Annotated in this window: 15 protein-coding genes and 1 pseudogene; 9 read left to right on the plus strand and 7 right to left on the minus strand. The window is 66.3% G+C overall.

What is annotated here, in order from left to right; all coding sequences use genetic code 11:
- Positions 1 to 175 precede the first annotated feature (175 nt).
- The 5 genes from Q4I12_RS06955 to Q4I12_RS06975 form a co-directional block, all read right to left on the minus strand.
- Positions 176 to 1,783, minus strand: a complete 1,608-nt coding sequence (locus Q4I12_RS06955; RefSeq protein ID WP_302262094.1) for a terminase large subunit — start codon at positions 1,781 to 1,783, stop codon at positions 176 to 178.
- Complete coding sequence (locus tag Q4I12_RS06960; protein WP_302261140.1) at positions 1,783 to 2,391, minus strand: hypothetical protein; 609 nt, start codon at positions 2,389 to 2,391, stop codon at positions 1,783 to 1,785. The genes Q4I12_RS06955 and Q4I12_RS06960 overlap by 1 nt, the downstream gene beginning before the upstream one ends.
- Entirely contained in the window at positions 2,391 to 3,074 is a 684-nt protein-coding gene (locus tag Q4I12_RS06965) for a glycoside hydrolase family 108 protein (RefSeq protein ID WP_204673883.1), read from the minus strand. The genes Q4I12_RS06960 and Q4I12_RS06965 overlap by 1 nt, the downstream gene beginning before the upstream one ends.
- Before the next feature lie 316 nt (positions 3,075 to 3,390).
- Entirely contained in the window at positions 3,391 to 3,894 is a 504-nt protein-coding gene (locus Q4I12_RS06970; RefSeq protein WP_297158504.1) for a Mor transcription activator family protein, read from the minus strand.
- Positions 3,881 to 4,189 (minus strand): hypothetical protein, encoded by a 309-nt coding sequence (locus Q4I12_RS06975; RefSeq protein ID WP_204625193.1) that lies wholly within the window; start codon positions 4,187 to 4,189, stop codon positions 3,881 to 3,883. The genes Q4I12_RS06970 and Q4I12_RS06975 overlap by 14 nt, the downstream gene beginning before the upstream one ends.
- A 271-nt stretch (positions 4,190 to 4,460) precedes the next feature.
- On the opposite strand from Q4I12_RS06975, the gene Q4I12_RS06980 reads away from it, so the two are divergent.
- From Q4I12_RS06980 to Q4I12_RS07020, 9 genes are all read left to right on the plus strand, one after another.
- Complete coding sequence (locus Q4I12_RS06980; protein ID WP_204625192.1) at positions 4,461 to 5,141, plus strand: XRE family transcriptional regulator; 681 nt, start codon at positions 4,461 to 4,463, stop codon at positions 5,139 to 5,141.
- A 255-nt stretch (positions 5,142 to 5,396) separates the two neighbouring features.
- Positions 5,397 to 5,786 carry a YgiW/YdeI family stress tolerance OB fold protein gene (locus Q4I12_RS06985; RefSeq protein WP_204673880.1) on the plus strand — a complete coding sequence of 130 codons (390 nt, stop codon included), beginning with the start codon at positions 5,397 to 5,399 and terminating at the stop codon, positions 5,784 to 5,786.
- Positions 5,787 to 5,838: 52 nt separating this feature from the next.
- On the plus strand, positions 5,839 to 6,201 hold the full coding sequence (locus Q4I12_RS06990) for a NirD/YgiW/YdeI family stress tolerance protein (protein ID WP_302261145.1): 363 nt from the start codon (positions 5,839 to 5,841) through the stop codon (positions 6,199 to 6,201).
- A 100-nt stretch (positions 6,202 to 6,301) separates the two neighbouring features.
- A complete protein-coding gene (locus Q4I12_RS06995; RefSeq protein WP_168934528.1) occupies positions 6,302 to 7,006 on the plus strand; it encodes a response regulator transcription factor in 705 nt (234 codons plus the stop codon).
- Positions 7,003 to 8,310, plus strand: a complete 1,308-nt coding sequence (locus Q4I12_RS07000; RefSeq protein WP_204625190.1) for a sensor histidine kinase — start codon at positions 7,003 to 7,005, stop codon at positions 8,308 to 8,310. Before Q4I12_RS06995 ends, Q4I12_RS07000 begins: the two co-directional genes overlap by 4 nt.
- Positions 8,307 to 9,485 carry an MdtA/MuxA family multidrug efflux RND transporter periplasmic adaptor subunit gene (locus Q4I12_RS07005; protein WP_289615982.1) on the plus strand — a complete coding sequence of 393 codons (1,179 nt, stop codon included), beginning with the start codon at positions 8,307 to 8,309 and terminating at the stop codon, positions 9,483 to 9,485. The genes Q4I12_RS07000 and Q4I12_RS07005 overlap by 4 nt, the downstream gene beginning before the upstream one ends.
- A 367-nt stretch (positions 9,486 to 9,852) precedes the next feature.
- Entirely contained in the window at positions 9,853 to 12,948 is a 3,096-nt protein-coding gene (locus Q4I12_RS07010) for a multidrug efflux RND transporter permease subunit (RefSeq protein WP_437438853.1), read from the plus strand.
- Positions 12,935 to 16,225: an efflux RND transporter permease subunit gene (locus Q4I12_RS07015; RefSeq protein WP_289615981.1), complete on the plus strand. Its 3,291-nt coding sequence runs from the start codon at positions 12,935 to 12,937 to the stop codon at positions 16,223 to 16,225. Before Q4I12_RS07010 ends, Q4I12_RS07015 begins: the two co-directional genes overlap by 14 nt.
- Before the next feature lie 316 nt (positions 16,226 to 16,541).
- Entirely contained in the window at positions 16,542 to 17,672 is a 1,131-nt protein-coding gene (locus Q4I12_RS07020; protein WP_297158508.1) for an aminotransferase class I/II-fold pyridoxal phosphate-dependent enzyme, read from the plus strand.
- A 23-nt stretch (positions 17,673 to 17,695) separates the two neighbouring features.
- Here Q4I12_RS07020 and Q4I12_RS13965 read toward each other — a convergent pair.
- Both Q4I12_RS13965 and Q4I12_RS07030 read right to left on the minus strand, forming a co-directional pair.
- Positions 17,696 to 18,238 (minus strand): annotated as a pseudogene (locus tag Q4I12_RS13965) (IS5 family transposase).
- Complete coding sequence (locus Q4I12_RS07030) at positions 18,147 to 18,509, minus strand: transposase (protein ID WP_302259935.1); 363 nt, start codon at positions 18,507 to 18,509, stop codon at positions 18,147 to 18,149. Before Q4I12_RS07030 ends, Q4I12_RS13965 begins: the two are co-directional and overlap by 92 nt.
- Between the last annotated feature and the right edge of the window lie 133 nt (positions 18,510 to 18,642).

Below are 18,642 nucleotides of genomic sequence, written 5' to 3' on the forward strand. Positions count from 1 at the left end.
AGGGGCGTGCGGGATGTCGTCGCAGTCATGACGCTGCCCGGGACGGGGGAGGAAGGCCAATCTCGACCGGCTTTCCCCTGTTTGGCAGGTCTCCCGGCACGGCCCTGTCACGGGCGATCCCGGCGATGGATCTTTTCGGGCCTGTCGATGGCACGGGGACGTGGAAGCCTTCCTTTCATCGCCCCAGTCCCAGCACGTCATAGCTGATGCGGGCCCGGGCCGGAGGCAGGGGACGCTCCGGCGGACGAAAGCCCGTGACCGCGTAGCGCAGGGCATCGGCGGCGTGGCTGGAGCCGTCATGCAGCGGGCCGGAGGAGAACTGTTCCTGCCGGGGCCGCCATTGCCGCCGGTAGGAGCGCAGGGCCGCCAGTCCGGCGGCGCAGTGACGGCTGTCGAACCAGAGGCGGGGCAGGGCGCGACGCACGGCATCGATACCGTCGGCCAGCGGCAGGGACGGTGCGATGTCGAAGCGGATGCCCAGACGGGCGGCGCTCTCCAGACGGCTCTGGCCCGTGCCCAGTTCCCGCACCCGGATGTCATGCGGGGCCAGGTGGCGGCCGTAGCAGAATCCGCGTCCCGCAAGGCCGTCGGCGGTGGCCGTTCCTTCCGGCCGGGCCTTGGCCGTCAGCACGGCCGCGTAATGGGCCAGCCCCTCGCCGCTGGCTTCGTAATAGTCCAGCATGCGCCAGTTGCCGGAAGGCTCCACCTGGAAGAACCAGATGGCCGTGGCATCATCCATGCCCAGGTCCCAGGCCGTATGCACGGGCAGGTCGGGGCTTACCGGCAGGGGGCAGATGCGTCCCGCCAGATCGGCGGCATCCAGCAGGGCGGCATAGTAGGCACCGCGCACGGCGGCGGCGAAGGAACACTCGAATTCCTGCTGGTACTCGGCCTCGCTCATGCCGCGACGGGCTGCGTCCAGCTCGGTCTGCGGCAGGTAGCCTGTCTGCGAGGCCGGGAAGCGGAAGCGTGACCAGCCCTCCGCCGCCCCCAGACTGCCCGCCAGCTGCCAGACATCGTGCAGCAAATTGTCACAGCCCTTGGGCGTGCCGCAGAACAGGGCCCGTCCCTGCCGGTCGGCCAGCGCGGGGCGCAGGATCTGGCTCCAGACCTCGCGGGGGATGTCGGCGGGTTCGTCCAGCACCAGATCGTCCAGATACAGGCCGCGCAGGGCCTGGGCGTTGTCCGTGCCGTACAGGCGGATGCGCGCGCCGTTGGGCAGGTCACAGCGCAGTTCGCCTTCATGGAAACGGGTACCGGGGATCACGCCCGCGAAATGCCGCAGATAATCCCAGGCCACGGCCTTGGCCTGCCCCAGATAGGGGGCGGCGTAGGCGGCGCGCCAGTCCGTGCGGGAAGTACGCAGGGCCGCCCGCAGCAGGTCGTTGACGGCGGCCACGGTCTTGCCGAAACGGCGGTGGCAGAGCAGCACGCAAAATCGGGTGCGCTGCTGGTGGAAGCGCCATTGCAGCGGGCGCGGCGCATAGGGGATGATGCAGGGCGTTTCCATGTCGGTCTCGCGGGCTTCAAAGGTTACGGAGGGCCATCTTCCGGCTCCTGTCCGGCCCAGATGACGCGCAGGGGGGGCGGGGGGCTTCCGGTCGCCGTCCTGCGACGTGCCCTCCTGCTCCAGCGTGCGGGCAAGGGCGTGCAGTTCCTTGATCTCTTTGACGATGTCGATGCTTTTTTCCGAGACCTCGGCAGTGTCGAGATGTTCGGTCAGGCGTTGCAGGCGCTCGTGCAGGGCTTTTTCCAGGGCTTTTTTCCGGCGGCGTACCGGCATCACTGCACCTCCCGGGGAGGACGGCAGTGCAGCAGGGCGGGCAAGGCGGCGCCGGGGAGCTGCTGCCAGCGGTCCTCCTGCCGCTCCAGATGCCGTTCCAGACGTTGCAGCAGGCGTTCCAGGCCGTAGAAGCGCGCTCCCTGGGCCTGCAACTGGCTGCGCAGGCGGCCTGCGTCCTCCCGCAGGGAGCGTACCTCGTCCGCCAGCGGCGTCAGGAGTTCCCGTTCCTGCGCCAGAGCCTGTTCCAGCAGATCGAGGCGGCGCAGCCACAGGGCTTCCCGTCGCTGTTCGTCCCGGCGGCAGCGCAGATGTTCGGCCTGCGGGACGAAGCTGCGGCGCAGGCTCCACAGGGCCCAGAGCAGCAGCCCCTGTACCAGGGCCAGCAGCAGGGGCAGGAGCAGCAGGCGCACGGGCACTTCCCAGCAAAAGAGCAGGGCCAGCACCCAGCCCAGGAAGGAACGCCACAGGCGCAGCACACTGGAAGGGGCATTTTCCGTTTCCCGTTCGTTGAGGCGGATCTGGGCGGCCAGCAGTTCCTGCCGTTCCCGGCTGCTGCCCGTCAGGTCGCGCAACAGCCGGGTGCCCAGATCGCGCAGCAGGTTCCACATCACTGCGCCTCCCGTTCCAGATCGGCCAGATGCTGGTGCAGGGCCTTCACCCGGTTGCGCCAGCCCGTCAGGAAAACCTTCATGGACGGGCGGGACGCGGCCAGACGGCGATAGAAGGCGTCCCGCAGGCGCAGGCTGCTTCGGGCCGCGTACCAGTCCAGATGCACGTCGGCCAGCGCGTTGGCCAGCTCGCGGGTGTCCGGGCCCATGATGCCGTCCTCGGCGATGGGGGAGTAGTGGTCGAGCTGGGTCTCGCCCGTGGCGTTCATGGCTTCCTGCAACTGCTTCACGGCCCGGCTGGCGCCCATGTTGACCGCGCCGTCATAGAGCGTGACGGCCAGCGGCAGGGGCAGGCGGTCGCAGCCCAGTGCCTCCCAGAAATGCCTGCGGAACAGACGGGCCGCCTGTTCTTTGGTACAGGCGCGGATGTCGTCGGCGTCGATGTCGCCGTCATTGTCCAGATCAAGGCTGAAGTAGTCGCAGTCCGGGCCCGTGCGCCGGGGGCAGGTATCGCACTGCCGGGCATCGCGCAGACAGCGTTCTTTGGCCTGCCGGGCCAGATCCGTGACCCAGCGCAGGGAGATGCCGTGATTGGTGATGCCGCCGGGATCGGCTTCGTGGTCGGAAAGGCCGCCTTCCCAGCGGGCCGTGAACGTATGGGCCAGAGTGAAATTGTCGCGCATATGCCCTCCTGCATGGCGGTGGAATGATGGCGGGGCGGTGTCGCACCCGTGAGGCCACCATGCCGGAAAAGGGCGCTGGCGTAAGTTTGAAGGATTTCAGTAGGAGAAGTGTCGTGGAGGGACAGGAAGGGAAGGAGATGGTACGGGGCCGGAGAGGGAAGAAGCCAGACAGGCACCCCGGAGAGGAGAGCCCGTGTACAGGCCTGCGGGGCTCATCCGTCCCTGCCGGACATGCCCCGGCAAGGAGCAGCCTGCGGACAAAAAAACGGGAAAGGCCGCAGCCTTTCCCGTCCGGCCTGAAAGGGAGGTGCGGGGATCAGCCCTGAAGGGCGTCGCCGGGGGCCTGAAGGGCCTTGTCCGGCAGTTCGGCCTCCTGCTTGAGCAGCTGCCAGACGCGCCGGTCCGTGATGCCGTACCGGCGGGCCAGAAAGCGCACCTCGGCATTGCTGGAGGTACCGGCGGCGGTATGGCGGCTGAAGGCGCCGAGCAGCTCCCGCTGGCGCACCTGACGGGCGAGACGGGCGCAGCGGGGGATATACAGACAGGTGCCGCCGTAAGCCCCCAGCAGGCGGCGCAAGACGGGCTCGGGCAGCAGGGCGCGCAGCAGGTGCCCTTCCGACGGAAAGCGGCGGGGGATGCGCAGGGTCAGGCCGCCGCAGTGTTCCAGAAGCCTGTGCAGGGCGGCATCATCTTCCAGAACCTGGCGCAGCAGGCGTACGCTTTCGGGCAAAAGGGGCAGCAGGCTGTCCCAGTCCACGGGGGCGGCGGATCCGGCCGTGTGCCGGGGAAGCGTGGCAGGACTTCCGCTACTGGACCACATGGCGGGCCTCCGGGGCCAGGGGACTGCGGGGGCGCTGGAGATGTGCCTCCAACGGTTGTTCCGTGTCGTCCGCCCCTTGCCCGGCCATGAAGGTCCCGGCAGCAGGGATGGCTTCCGGGGCAGGCGGCATGGCATCGCCGGACTGGCGGGGAGCGGCCTGCATGTCTTCCAGCATGCGGGCGATGCGGCGCAATTGCGCTGCCGCCCAGAGCAGGGAACCCTCGGCGGGTTCCTCTTCACTGTCGGCGGACTGCGTCAGGAGACGCTGGAACTGTTCCAGGGATCGTGTGTTCATGTCGGCTACTCCCTTTCTGATAATGGCACGGTGTCCCGCAGCGGATCTCTGCGGAAAAGTTATGTTGCGGAAAAAGTTTTCTTTTGCCCGCAAAAGCGGGCCCGGGCTGCTGTATCCATTGCCATTAGCTACAGGTTGTTCTATGTTTGACAGCAGTCATAGCCGTACTTTTTACATGTTTTCTTTTTTCAATCAAAGGAAAAATTTTTAACTTTTCTTTTAAAAAGATTTAATAGCCTGTTTTTAATGAATAAAAAAATTTGGAGCGCGCATGGAAGATAAAAATAGGTTTTCCTTTATCTCTACACAGGGCTTTGCCGAGCGCCTGCGCCGCCGTCGCCTTGGCCTTGGCCTGCGCAAGCAGGATCTTGCCGCACAGGTGGGGGTCAGCCTGACCACTATCCAGCAGTACGAGAACGGCCAGTTGCCCAAGGGGGAGTTTGCCGTCCGGCTGGGGGCGGCCCTGCGCTGTTCGCTGGACTGGCTGCTGGCCGGGCAGGGGAATGTGGAAGGGGCCCTGCAGGACCAGTGGGCCGGGCTGGTCATGGTGCCCATGGTGGAGGCGCGTCTTTCCGCCGGTACGGGGAGCTTCGAGACCAGCGGCGATGTGGTGCGGCACTATGCCTTCCGCGAGGATTTTTTGCGGCGCAAGGGCAGCCCGTCGCACATGGCTTTGCTGCGGGTCTCCGGCGACAGCATGGAGCCCCGCATCTGCCACAATGACGTGGTCCTTGTGGACCAGAGCCAGAAAGACCCGGTGCCCGGCCGCATCTATGCCGTGAGCGTGGAGGATCTGGTCTACCTCAAGGTGGTCAACGCCATGCCGGGGCGCCTGATCCTCAGCAGCTACAATCCTGCCTATCCGCCCATCGAGGCCTGCACCACCGACCAGCTGGCCGACCTGGTGCGCATCGTGGGGCGGGCGGTCTGGGTGGGGCGTGAGCTTGATTGACGGCACGTCCCGCGTACCTTGTTCGATTTGTTAAACATAGTAAAAGACTTTATTTTATTATCCTTTAAAATCAATATAATAACAAAAAATATGCATGGCGCAGGCGTTTTCTTGGCCTGCGCTGACACTTTGCTGACAGCCGCAGGCGCAGTGTGGAGATGCGGACAGGGCCCAGTCCGCAGGGGCCGGGACGTAGCCGTGCCCCCACCCGCAACTGTTACGGATGGCGGTCATGCCGCCAGAAGGAGATATCCCATGCGTCTGCTGCTTTCTTGTGTGATGGTTCTGGCTCTTGCTTTCCCCGCCATGGCTGCCCAGGGCGGCTTCCAAGGCCCGGGACAGGCTCCCGGCGGTTTCCAGGGGCCCACGTCCGGCGTCCAGGCCGATACCGTGGCCAAGGCCCTCAAAGCCTGGGACGACGCGCCGGTGATGCTGACGGGCCATATCGTGGAGCGTGTGGCCGGCAGCGATGACAAGTACAATTTCCGTGACGCCACGGGCACCATCGTGGTAGAGATCGACCATGAAGTGTTCGCCGGCCGTACGGTGACGCCCGCCGACCGGGTGCGCCTTTCCGGCAAGCTGGACAAGGAGATGATGGATCCCACCAAGGTCGATGTGAAGGTCCTGGAAATCCTCAAGTAGTCTGACAGGCGGGCCGTGCGCTACCGGCGGGCGGCCCGCCAGCGGAGTCGTGATGCGAATTTTTTCTGTGCTGCTTCTGCTGGCCGCCGGCCTGTTTCTGCTCCCGCCGAGTACCGGTGCGGCGGGTTTCGTGGGCCCCGGTGTCTCGCCGACGCTGACCCGTGCGGCCGACGTGCTCAATGCCTGGGATGATGCCCCCTGTGTTCTGGAAGGCCATATCCTGGAAAAGATCCCCCGCAAGGACCGTTACCTTTTTGAGGACGAGAGCGGCCGCGTGGTGGTGGAGATAGAGCACGAGACCTTCGGGCACCTGACGGTCACTCCGCAGGACAAAGTGCGCCTGGTGGGGCATGTGGACTGGAGCTCCAAGCACCCCAATGAGGTGGAGGTGGACGCTCTGGCCATCATCCAGTGATGTTCGGGCCCTGCGGGGCCTTTCGGACGGCGGGGCATCCGCCGGGTTTTCCATTCTTCAGGGGGCGCACGGCGCCCCGTCCTTTTTTGCGGAGGTGCGCATGGTGCCTGTCTCTGTCCTGCTGGTGGAAGATAACGAGGACATCCTCGCCAACCTGTACGCCTATCTTGAGCCTTTGGGCTATGAACTGGATTGCGCCCGCAACGGCCGTACGGGCCTCGAGATGGCCGCGTCCGGCCAGTTCGATCTGGTGGTGCTGGACATCATGCTCCCCGGGCTGGACGGCATCAGCCTGTGCCGTGCCCTGCGCGAGGAACACGGCGTGCAGGTGCCGGTCATCATGCTGACGGCCCGTGATACCGTGGCCGACCGTGTGCTGGGCCTGGACGCCGGGGCCGACGACTATCTTGTCAAACCCTTTGCCCTGCGCGAGCTGGAGGCCCGCATCCGGGCCCTGTTGCGTCGGGGCCGGACGCAGGAGAGCGCCCAGGGCGGCGAGCTGCGTGTGGACGATGTCTGTATCGACGTGGCCGGGCACCGGGTCACGCGGCAGGGCCGCGAGGTCAAGGTGAGCCCCACGGGCTTCCGCATCCTGTGCGAGCTGGCGCGCCGTGCGCCCGCCCTGGTCCGTCGCGAGGAACTGGAGCGCCGCCTCTGGGGCGACGATCTGCCCGGCGGCAGCGCCCTGCGGACGCATATCCACGAACTGCGCCAGCATCTGGACAAGCCTTTCGGCAGCCCCGTGCTGCACACCATCTCCCATGTGGGCTACCGTCTCGGCCGTGAAGAGGAGCCCGGGGCGTGAGCGGCGGTTCCCCCATCCGGCGGCGTCTGCTGGTCTCGTTCATGCTGCTGGCCGCCGGTCTCGGCCTGACCATGGGCATGGTGGGCCTGCTCTCCTATGACAGGCTGGGCGCCCATCTGGTGGACTGGTACGCACGTCCGGTCATGAATGCCCTCATCGAGGCCGAGGAACGCTCGCGCCGTGCCGAGGACCGGGGACGGCACAACAACCTGGTCTATGGGGCCGACCTGGCGAACCTTATGGATCTGCAATTCCGGGTGGGCAAACAGATCCCCCGCGAATGGCATTCCCTGGAGCCCGGCCTGCACTTTTTCGACCGCATGGAGAATTTCGTCTTCCTCGAGGAGCACAAGGGCGTGCGTTACGCCCTGAGCGGACACACGGGCCTGCTGGTGACCATCAAGGCCCAGCTGACCCGGGTCCTGGGCCTGTGCGCGGGCCTGGGCCTGGGCGTGGCGGCCCTGCTGGCCGTGCTGCTCAGCCGGCGGCTCACGGGCCAACTGACCGATCTGACCCGTACCGTGTCCCGCTGCCCCGTGCCCCGTGCCGGAGGGGATTATCCCGGCCTGCCGCCCTTGCCGCAGGTGGCCCTTGATGACGAGGTGGGCGTGCTGGCCCGGGCCATCGCCAGCCGCGAGGAGGCCCTGCGCCGTTTCGTGCAGCGCGAGAGCTTCTTCACCGGCGATGTGAGTCACGAGCTGCGCACGCCCCTGACCGTCATGCAGGGCGGCCTGGAAGTGCTGGAGCTGCAGTTGGAGCGCCTGCCCGGTTCCGAGCGCTGTGCACCCACGGTGGAGCGCCTGCAGCGCACGGTGCGCGACATGTCCGCCACGGTGGGCATCCTTCTGCTGCTGGCCCGCCGTCCCGAAAATATCGAACTCGAACCCGTGGATCTGGCCCTGCTGGTGCGGGACACGGCCCAGGGGCAGGACTGCTTTTCGCTGGAGCTCCCCGAGAGCCGGGAAGTGCAGGCGCAGCCTGCCCTGGCGGGGATCGTCGTCAAGAATCTGCTGGACAATGCCCGGCTTTACTCGGAAAATGGCCGTGTTGCCGTGCGCCTGGACGAGCATGTGCTCCAGGTGCGCAACGCGGGGCGCATCCCTGAGGATCTGGACATCTTTGCCCGCGGGGTGCGTGCCCGTGCCCGGGGCGATGCCACGCCGGGCGGCAGCGGTCTGGGGCTGTCGCTGGTGCGCCGCGCCTGCGAGCAGCTGGGCTGGTCGGTGAGTTACCGGCACAGCGGAGAAAATGAGACACTGTTCGAAGTGTGCTTTGCTCCGGACAGTGATGGAGAACGTGTGTGAAGATCAGCATGAGCAAGGGCCGCCTGCTGGCCGTACTGGCCCTGCTGCTGGGCTGTGCGCTGCTCTGGCGGGGCTTTTTCGAGCCCGGCAGGCAGCGCGGCATGCCGCAGGATACGCCGCCGGTGCGTGTGGCCACGGCCCTGGCGCAGGATATGCCCCATTTCCTCAACGGTCTGGGCACGGTGGAGCCGTCCAGTGACGTGCTGGTGACCAGCCGGGTGGACGGGCATCTGCAGCGCCTGCATTTTACGGAAGGTCAGTTCGTCCATAAGGGCGACCTGCTGGCCGAGATCGACCCCCGGCCGTTCGAGGCCGCTTTGGGCGAGGCCCGGGGCGCCCTGGCCCGCGATACGGCCCAGCTGGAGAACGCTCGCCGCGACCTGAGTCGGTATGAAAAGCTGGTGAGCGGCGGCCATATCGCCCGGCAACAGTACGACAACCAGCGCGCCCTGGTGCGCCAGTATGAAGGCACGGTACAGTCCGACAAGGCTGCCGTGGATTCGGCGGCCCTGCAACTGCAGTACAGCCGCATCACCGCTCCGGCCGACGGCGTGCTGGGCCTGCGAAAAGTGGACGAGGGCAACATGGTGCATGCCTCCGATACCGAAGGTCTGGTGCGCATCACCCTGCTGACGCCTTCCTATGTGCTCTTCACCCTGCCGGAAAGCCGGGTGCCCCTGGTGGCGCAGCACTGGCGCGAGGCCCGCAAGAGCGGTGGTCGTCTGCTGGTCCAGGCCTGGGACCGCGAGCAGCAGGCCCTGCTGGCCCAGGGCTTTCTGCTGAGCATGGACAACCAGATCGATACCGCCACGGGTACGGTGAAGCTCAAGGCGGAATTCGCCAACGAGGACCACACCCTTTTCCCCAACCAGTTCGTCAATGCCCGTTTGCTGGTCACGGTCCTGCCCCGGGCCGTCACGGTGCCCACCGCCGCCGTGCAGCTGGGCAGCCGCGGCTCCTACGTCTATGTGGTGGACAAGGATACCGTCCGCCTGCGCGAAGTGACGCCCGGCGTGCGTACCGACAGCCTGACCGTCATCGACAAGGGCCTTGCCGCGGGCGAGGTCGTGGTGGTGGACGGTGTGGACCGCCTGCGTGACGGCCTGCGCGTGCGCGTGACGGCCAGCATGGAGACCCCGCGCGTGACCGTGCCTGCCACCGGGAGCGGGGAGTAGCTTCAGGGAGGGAAGAGGGATCCCGACACGGCTGCCGATGCCGTGACGCTGCGCCTTGCAGCCGTCATCCGGTGATGCGGGCGTGCGGCATGGTTCCTTCCCTCCGGTTCGATCCCTTTTCCGGCCGCCCGCCCCTTGGCAAAAAGGTCATGTGGTGAAAGCGCGGTGCAGGGGCCGCCGGGCATCCCTTCCCTTGCAGCGCTCCTGCCGGGGGGCGGTGTTGGCGCCGCCGTGCTCCTGCCCTCTGGGGCAGCGGCAGGCCCTTTCCCCCTTCCTTTCCCGGCCTCCCGTCCTTTCGCAGGGCAGGGGACCGCCGTTTCCCGCTGGCGGTCCCGTCGCCGTTTCCAGAAGACAGACGAGCAGCTCCATGAACATTTCCCGCATCTTTATCCTCCGGCCCATCGCCACCTCGCTGCTGATGGTGGCCCTGCTCCTTTCCGGGCTGCTGGCCTATCATTATCTGCCCATGGCGGCCCTGCCGCAGATCGACTACCCCACCATCCAGGTGCAGACCCTGTACCCCGGCGCGTCCTCCGAGGTCATGGCCGCGGTGGTCACCTCGCCGCTGGAACGGCAACTGGGCACCATGTCGGGCCTTGTGCAGATGACCTCCCTGTCTTCGGCCGGGGCCTCGGTCATCACCTTGCAGTTCGACCTTTCCGTGCCGCTGGACGTGGCCGAGCAGGAGGTGCAGGCCGCCATCAACGCGGCGGACAACCTGCTGCCATCCGACCTGCCCAACCCGCCGGTCTACAACAAGGTCAACCCGGCGGACCCGGCCATCATGACGCTGGCGGTCTACAGTGACGCCATGCCTCTGACCCGGCTGGAAGACCTGGTGGACACCCGTCTGGCGCAGAAGATTTCGCAGATCACCGGCGTGGGCCTGGTGACCCTGTCGGGCGGGCAGCGGCCCGCGGTGCGGGTGCAGGTCAATCCCTCGGCCCTGGCCTCGGCCGGGCTGACCATGGCCGACGTGCGCTCGGCCATCGCCTCGGCCAACGTCAACGACGCCAAGGGCAGCTTTGACGGGCCCCAGCGCACCAGCACCATCGACGCCAACGACCAGCTGGCCTCGGCCGAGGAATACGCGCGGACCATCATCGGCTACAGCAACGGCGCGCCCCTGCGTCTGGAAGATGTGGCCACCGTGGAGGAGGGCGCGGAGAACGCCCGTCTGGCCGCTTATGTGGCCGACGGGGAGCAGGGTTTCCGCCCGGCCATCGTCCTCTCCATCCAGCGCCAGCCCGGCGCCAACGTCATCACCGTGGCCGACAGCATCACCCGTTTGCTGCCGCAGCTGCAGCAGGCCCTGCCCGGGCATGTGCGGGTGCAGGTGGTGACGGACCGCACCACCACCATCCGGGCCACGGTGCACGACGTACAGCTGGAGCTGGTGCTGGCCGTGGTCCTGGTCATCGCCGTCATCTGGATCTTCCTGCGCAACGTGCAGGCCACCATCATCCCGGCCCTGGCCGTGCCCCTGTCGCTGGTGGGCTCGCTGGGCGTCATGTATCTGGCGGGTTTCTCGCTCAACAACCTGACCCTCATGGCCCTGGTCATCGCCTCCGGTTTCGTGGTGGACGACGCCATCGTGGTCATCGAGAACATCAGCCGCTATCTGGAAAACGGCTACAAGCCCCTCCAGGCCGCCCTCGTGGGGGCCGGGCAGATCGGTTTCACCATCATCTCCCTGACCCTGTCGCTGGTGGCCGTGCTCATCCCCCTGCTGTTCATGGGCGACGTGGCCGGGCGCCTGTTCCGCGAGTTCGCGGTCACGCTGGCGGTGACCATCCTCATCTCGGCCGTCATCTCCCTGTCCCTGACGCCCATGCTCTGCGCGGTCATGCTGCGGCCGGAGCGGCACAAGGAAGGGGAGGGCAATTTCTTCCCGGCCCTGCTGCGCTGGTATGAAGGCAAGCTGGACTGGGTGCTGGCCCACCAGCGCCTGACCCTGGCCGTGGCCGTGGGTACCCTGCTGCTGAGCGTGACCATGTACGCCCTGGTGCCCAAGGGCTTTTTCCCCACGCAGGACACGGGCGTCATCCAGGGCATCGCGGAATTCCCGCAGGATACCTCGTTTGAGGCCATGGCCCGGCGCCAGAAAGAACTTTCCGACGTGCTGCTGGCCGATCCGGCCGTGGCCCGGGTGGCGTTCTTCGTGGGCGTGGACGGCATCAACCCCAGCCTGGCCACCTCGCGCCTGACCATCGACCTCAAGCCGCTGGAAGAGCGCGACCACCGCGCCCCGGTCATCGCCCGACGTCTCATGGAGCGGGCGGACAGCCTGCCGGGCATGGATCTGTTCCTGCAGCCCGTGCAGGACCTGACCGTGGAGGACCGCGTCTCGCGCACCCAGTACCAGCTTTCGGTGGAGGCCCTCAGCGACGCCCAGCTGGAAGGGCGCATCCCGGACATCCTGGCGGCCTTGTGGGCGCGGCCGGAGCTGAGCCATGTGACCAGCGACCTGCTGGGCCGGGGCCGCATGCTCTGGCTGGATATCGACCGCGATGCGGCCAGCCGTCTGGGCGTGAGCATGGACGTCATCGACAATGCCCTTTATGACGCGCTGGGGCAGCGCCTGATCTCCACCATCTTCACCCAGACCAACCAGTACAAGGTGGTGCTGGAAAGCGCTCCGCAGTTCCGGCGCGGCCCGGACGACATCGAAAAGATCTACGTCAAGGGCAGCGAGGGCAAGCCCATCCCGCTCTCGGCCCTGGTGCGCATGGAAGAACGCTCCGCGCGCCCTGCCACCATGCGGCAGGGCCAGTTCCCGGTGGCCACCATCTCCTTCAACGTGGCCGAAGGCTCCTCCCTGGGGGCGGCCGTGAGTGCGGTGGAGGAGACCCTTGCTTCCCTGGAGCTGCCTTCGTCCCTGCGCTGCCAGTTCCAGGGGGCGGCCCATGCCTTTGCCTCGTCCACGGACAATCAGGTCTGGCTGCTGCTGGCCGCCGTGGTCACCATGTACATCGTGCTGGGCGTGCTCTACGAAAGCTACATCCATCCCGTGACCATCCTGTCCACCCTGCCGTCGGCGGGCATCGGCGCCACGCTGGCCCTCATGCTCTGCGGCATGGAACTGGGCGTGGTGGGCATCATCGGCATCATCCTGCTCATCGGCATCGTCAAAAAGAACGCCATCATGATGATCGACTTTGCCCTGGAGGCCGAGCGGCAGGAAGGCAAGGATCCGCAGGCCGCCATCCGGCAGGCCTGTCTGCTGCGTCTGCGGCCCATCCTCATGACCACCATGGCGGCCCTGCTGGGGGCCCTGCCGCTGATGATCGGCTGGGGCATGGGCGCGGAACTGCGCCGTCCGCTGGGCGTGACCATGGTGGGCGGCCTCATCGTCAGCCAGGTGCTGACCCTGTTCACCACGCCTGTCATCTATATCTGGTTCGCGCGTCTGGCCGAGAAGCTGGGCCGCCGTGGCGGGGAGGCCGGTCATGAGCAGGCCTGAGGAGACGCCCCGGGCCGCCGCATCCGGCCGGGAGAGCGGCCACGCCCATGAAGGGCAGGATCTGGCTCTGGCCGGAGAACGGCGCAAGCGCTTCGGGCCGGAATTCATCCCCCTGAACCTTTCCGCGCCCTTCATCCGCCGGCCCGTGGCCACCACGCTGCTGACCATCGCCGTGACCCTGGCGGGCATGGTGGCTTTTTTTCTGCTGCCCGTGGCGCCCCTGCCCGAAGTGGACTTCCCCGTGGTCAGGGTGCAGGCCAATATGCCCGGGGCCAGCCCCGAGACCATGGCCTCCACTGTGGCCACGCCGCTGGAACGGGCCCTGGGCCGCATCGCCGGGGTGACCGAGATGACCTCCAGCAGCAGCCTGGGCTCCACGCGCGTCATCCTCCAGTTCGACCTGGACAGGGACATCAACGGCGCGGCCCGTGACGTGCAGGCGGCCATCAACGCCGCCCGTTCCACCCTGCCCACCATGCCGTCCAACCCCACCTACCGCAAGGTGAACCCGTCGGGCGCGCCCATCCTCATCCTGTCCGTCACCTCGGACGTCCTGAGCCGCACCCAGCTCTACGATGCCGCGTCCACGGTGCTGGCCCAGAAGATCAGCCAGATCGCCGGGGTGGGCGAAGTGACCGTGGGCGGCGGCGCCCTGCCTGCCGTGCGCGTGGACATCTCGCCCGATGCCCTGCACCGCACGGGCCTGAGCATGGAAGACGTGCGTGCGGCCCTGGCCGGGGCCAATGCCTTTTTGCCCAAGGGGCATCTGGAGAACGAAAGCACCTCCTGGACCGTGGTGGCCAGCGACCAGCTGCGCACCGCAGCCCAGTACCGCAAGGTCATCGTGGCCGAGCGCGGCGGTGTCGTCATCCGTCTGGGCGACGTGGCCACGGTGACGGATTCCAGCCAGGACATCCGCCAGATGGCCCTTTCCAACGGCAAGCCCTCCATCCTGCTCATCGTATTCCGTTCGCCCGGGGCCAACATCATCGAGACCGTGGACAGGGTGAAGGCCATGATCCCGCAACTGCGCTCCTGGCTGCCCGAAAGCGCGGATCTTTCCGTGCGCATGGACCGCTCCCAGACCATCCGGGCCTCGCTGCACGAGGTGGAGAAGAGCCTGTTGCTGTCCATGGCCCTGGTGGTGCTGGTGGTCTTCCTCTTTTTGCGCAACGGCCGCGCCACCAGCATCCCGGCCGTGGCCGCGCCGGTATCGCTCATCGGCACCTTCGGGGTCATGTATCTGTGCGGCTACACCCTGGACAACCTTTCGCTCATGGCCCTGACCGTGGCCACGGGCTTTGTGGTGGACGACGCCATCGTGGTGCTGGAGAACATCGTGCGCCGTCTGGAGATGGGCGAAAAGCCCCTGCGGGCCGCCCTGCGCGGTGCGCGCGAGGTGGGCTTTACGGTCATCTCCATTTCCCTGTCGCTGGTGGCGGTCTTCATCCCCATCCTGTTCATGGGCGGCGTGGTGGGACGCCTGTTCCGCGAGTTCTCCGTGGTGCTGGCCACGGCCGTGCTGGTCTCCATGGTGGTCTCCCTGACCACCACGCCCATGATGTGCGCCACGTTGCTGCGGCCTTTCGATGAAGAGCTCGCCCGCCGCAGTGCCCGCCTGCGGGCGGAAGAGGGCGGACGGCAGGGGATATTCACCCATGTGGGGCGGTTGTGGGGCCGCTTCCTGTCCGCCATGCAGGAGGGCTATTCCCGCAGCCTCTATGTGGTGCTGGATCACTGGAAGCTGACCCTGACCGTGCTCCTGCTGGTGGTGGCGGCCAATGTCTGGATGTACGTCGTGGTGCCCAAGGGCTTCTTTCCCCAGCAGGATACGGGCGTCATCATGGGCGGCATCCGCGCTGATCAGAGCGCCTCGTTTCAGGACATGGAAGTCAAGCTGGCCCGGCTGGTGCGCATCCTCAGCGCCGATCCGGCCGTGGACCAGGTCTCGGCCCACATCTCGGGCGGCCGCGGCGGCGGGGGCGTGTTCATCTCCCTCAAGCCGCTGGAGGAACGCGGCATCAGCGCCCAGCAGGTCATTGGCCGCCTGCGCGGCAAGATGTCCTCGGAACCGGGGCTCCAGATCTTTTTGCAGGCCGCGCAGGACATCATGATGGGCGGGCGCAGCTCCCGCTCCCAGTACCAGTACACCTTGCAGGCCGACGATCTGGACAGCCTGCGCCGCTGGGGACGGCGTTTGCAGCAGGAGTTCGCGGGCATCCGCATCCTCAAGGACGTGGACAGCGACATCGAGGAACGGGGCCTGCAGACCCTGCTGACCATCAACCGTGACGCTCTGGCCCGGCTGGGCCTGACCATGAAGGACGTGGACGCGGCCCTGAACAATGCCTTCGGCCAGCGTCAGGTCAGCACCATCTATGAGGAAAAGAACCAGTACCGCGTGGTGCTGGAATATGCCCTGCCCTGGCTGGAAGGCGAGGATTCGCTGGGCAAGGTCTGGCTGCCGGGCAAGGACGGGGCCGTGCCCCTGCTGGGCGTGGCCGAGGTCTCACCGGCCTTCGCGCCCCTTTCCGTGGCCCATCAGGGCCAGTTCGCGGCCGTGACCCTGTCCTTCAACCTGGCGGAGGGCGCGTCCCTTTCGCAGGCGCAGGCGGCCATCGACGAGGCGCGCGTGCGCATCGGCATGCCGTCCACCATCGTGGGCAGCTTCCAGGGCACGGCCAAGATGTACAGCGATACGGTCAGGGAGCAGGTGCTGCTCATCCTGGCGGCCCTGGCCGCGCTCTATATCGTGCTGGGCGTGCTTTACGAGAGCCTCATCCATCCGCTGACCATCCTCTCCACCCTGCCGTCGGCGGGCATCGGGGCCCTGCTGGCCCTGCGGGCCTGCGGCATGGAGTTCAGCGTCATCGCCCTTATCGGCGTGCTGCTGCTTTGCGGCATCGTCAAAAAGAACGCCATCATGATGATCGACTTTGCCATCGAGGCCGCGCGCACCCGCAACCTGCCCCCGCGCGAGGCCATCCACGAGGCCTGCCGCCTGCGCTTTCGTCCCATCATGATGACCACGGCCGCCGCCATCCTGGGGGCCGTACCGCTGGCCCTGGGGCAGGGCGACGGCGCCGAGATCCGCCAGCCCCTGGGCATCACCATCGTGGGCGGCCTGCTGGTGAGCCAGCTGCTCACCCTGTACACTACGCCCGTGGTCTACCTCTGCCTCGACCGGGCCCGTCTGCGCTGGCGCCGGCGCTGGTGGCGGCTGCGCTACGGCGAACGCAAGGCGGCCCTGCTGACGGCGCTTTGCCGTCAGGGCTAGGGACTGTCTTTCCGCAGGAGGGGGGCCGGGCCATGTCGCGGCCTTCCGGGGGCATGGCCCTTGCGGCCGTCATCCTTGCGGCCTTCCTGCCGGCGTGTTTTGTACGGAAAGGGCGGCGCTGTGGAAGGCCCCACCTCCCTTGATGATTCCCTGTCCGGAGGGCTCCTGTCCTCCTGATCCGGACAGGAGCTTTTTCTGCGCCCTGTTTCTGCCTCCGCAAGTCCTTCATTTTCACTCCGCGGATTGACGGCCCGCATGGGGGCTCCTATGCTGGGACGGCGACAGTGTCGCCAAAGAGACAGCCTGTGGAGGGAACATGAAAATCAGGGACTTCGGACTGGAGATCTTTTTTGGACGGTATGAATTCAGCGCGCCGTATCTGCTGGCGCAGTCGGACTGCGAGTCCCTGAGCATCCGCGAGTTGCTGGCTCTGGAGCCGGGCGCGCAGGAAGACTTTCTGGACACCTGGCTGGGCTACAGCGAGAACGACGGTGCTCCGGCCCTGCGGGAGGCGGTCTCCGGCCTGTACACGCAGTGCGGTCCGGAAAACGTGCTGCTGCACGTGGGCGCGCAGGAGGCCATCTTCGGGGCGCTCAACGTGCTGGTGGAGCCGGGCGAGCATGTGATCTGCCAGTTCCCCACCTACCAGTCCCTGTACGAGGTGGCGCGGGCCGCGGGCTGCGAGCTCTCCCTCTGGCCCCTGCATCAGGGCGAGGACGGCTGGTATTGCGACCTTGACGAGCTGGAGCGGCTCATCACGCCCAAGACGCGCCTGCTGGTGCTGAACACGCCCAACAATCCCACCGGCTACGCCCTGTCCGCCGACGAGCGGCAGCGCATCTGCGAGCTGGCCCGCCGCCACGGCCTGCGCATCCTGGCCGATGAGGTCTACCGGGGCCTGGAAGCGCCGGATGCCGTGCCCCCGGCCTTTTGCGACATCTACGAACGGGCCTTTTCCGTGGGCGTGCTCTCCAAGGCCTACGGCCTGCCCGGCCTGCGTGTGGGCTGGATCGCCTCGCAGGAACGGGACGCTATCGGCGCCCTGAGCCGCTACAAGAATTATCTCAGCATCTGCTGCCCCACGCCTTCCGAAGCCCTGGCCCGCATCGCGCTGAAGCACGGCCCGGCCGTCCTGGCCCGCAACCGGGAGATCATCGCCCGCAATCGTCGGATCGCCGCCGACTTCTTTGCCCGTTACGACCACGTGTTCCTCCACAATCCGCCCCAGGCCGGTCCCATCGCCTTCCATGGCCTGCGGCCGGACTTCGTGGCCCGCTTCGGTTCCGCACTGGCTTTTTGCGAACACCTGGCCCAGTCGGCCGGTGTGCTGCTCCTGCCCGGCAATGTCTATGACATGGACGCGCCCTATGTGCGCATGGGCTACGGCCGCGCCAACTTTGCCGAGAACCTGGCCGTGCTGGACGGCTGGTTGCAGCAAAACGGTTAAGAGGATGTCCGGCATACATATTGCTATACCAGTTTTCTCCAAAGGATACAGGCCAAAGCAAGGTAAAGTAGCCCCATAAAATTGACGAGGTAACAACAGTAGCGAGTGCGCAAGCTCCGAAAACCCTTCAACCAGGCGAATGTCCGCTCTACTACCCAGCGGTGGGCAGGAGTCCTCCAGCGGTCCCGAACTTCTTCCCCCCGGCTGCGGATATGCTCCTCAAATCCGTTTACCTAGACTTCTTCGCTGACTCGCGGGTAGTCATAGCCCTTGTCCAGACAGAGATGGCGTACGGCAGACCCCAGAAACCAGCCGCCCATTTCCCGGGAGTTCTTCAGCGTCGCTTCTATCAGGCGGCTGTCATGAACATTGGCACCTGTGACTGTCACTCCCAGAGGAATACCCTGACCATCCACATGGAGATGTATCTTGCCGCCGCTTCGGCCCCTGTCCGTCGGGTTGCGTCCAAGGCCCTCAGTCGCTGATTTTTTGAGAGCGCGTCGGGGCTTGCAGCAAGGTGCCGTCCATAGCCTGCCATTGGGCGTCGACGCCGACCTTTTCCCCATATTCAGCAAGAAGGATGCGAAAAATCTCCGCCATGATGCCAGCTTTGTTCCATCGCTGGAAGTGCTCGTGGACAGTGCTTTTTGATCCATAGCAGGCGGGAAGCATGGCCCATTGGCATCCTGTCCGGCATTTGTAGAGGATTCCTGCCAGAACCGTGCGCTGCGCAAGCGGTTTGCTGCCGCCGCTTCTTTTTCGTTTGAACGGGGCAAGGAGAGGCTCGATACGTTCCCACAGCTCATCAGGCACATCACGAAAATCTGTTTGTTTCATGGGACGAAATTACCACACCTTTTAAAATCAAAAAACATGCCGGACATCCTCTAAGCTCAGGGAGGGAGTTTCCCGGGAGGGAAGTCTCTTTCCCGCACCGTAAGGGGATCGCTTCCCCACCGCGCATTATGAA

The sequence above is a fragment of the Desulfovibrio piger genome (assembly GCF_951793255.1).
In the GTDB taxonomy this organism is placed as follows: Bacteria; Desulfobacterota; Desulfovibrionia; order Desulfovibrionales; family Desulfovibrionaceae; genus Desulfovibrio.

Excerpts from the sequence above, each read along its gene's own strand:
- Q4I12_RS07015 (WP_289615981.1), top strand. The coding sequence starts at position 12,935 with ATGAGCAGGCCTGAGGAGACGCCCCGGGCCGCCGCATCCGGCCGGGAG.
- Q4I12_RS06980 (WP_204625192.1), top strand. The coding sequence starts at position 4,461 with ATGGAAGATAAAAATAGGTTTTCCTTTATCTCTACACAGGGCTTTGCC.
- Q4I12_RS06970 (WP_297158504.1), bottom strand. The coding sequence starts at position 3,894 with ATGTGGTCCAGTAGCGGAAGTCCTGCCACGCTTCCCCGGCACACGGCC.
- Q4I12_RS07020 (WP_297158508.1), top strand. The coding sequence starts at position 16,542 with ATGAAAATCAGGGACTTCGGACTGGAGATCTTTTTTGGACGGTATGAA.
- Q4I12_RS06990 (WP_302261145.1), top strand. The coding sequence starts at position 5,839 with ATGCGAATTTTTTCTGTGCTGCTTCTGCTGGCCGCCGGCCTGTTTCTG.
- Q4I12_RS06955 (WP_302262094.1), bottom strand. The coding sequence starts at position 1,783 with ATGCCGGTACGCCGCCGGAAAAAAGCCCTGGAAAAAGCCCTGCACGAG.
- Q4I12_RS07030 (WP_302259935.1), bottom strand. The coding sequence starts at position 18,509 with ATGAAACAAACAGATTTTCGTGATGTGCCTGATGAGCTGTGGGAACGT.
- Q4I12_RS07010 (WP_437438853.1), top strand. The coding sequence starts at position 9,853 with ATGAACATTTCCCGCATCTTTATCCTCCGGCCCATCGCCACCTCGCTG.
- Q4I12_RS06965 (WP_204673883.1), bottom strand. The coding sequence starts at position 3,074 with ATGCGCGACAATTTCACTCTGGCCCATACGTTCACGGCCCGCTGGGAA.
- Q4I12_RS06985 (WP_204673880.1), top strand. The coding sequence starts at position 5,397 with ATGCGTCTGCTGCTTTCTTGTGTGATGGTTCTGGCTCTTGCTTTCCCC.
- Q4I12_RS06975 (WP_204625193.1), bottom strand. The coding sequence starts at position 4,189 with ATGAACACACGATCCCTGGAACAGTTCCAGCGTCTCCTGACGCAGTCC.
- Q4I12_RS06960 (WP_302261140.1), bottom strand. The coding sequence starts at position 2,391 with ATGTGGAACCTGCTGCGCGATCTGGGCACCCGGCTGTTGCGCGACCTG.
- Q4I12_RS06995 (WP_168934528.1), top strand. The coding sequence starts at position 6,302 with ATGGTGCCTGTCTCTGTCCTGCTGGTGGAAGATAACGAGGACATCCTC.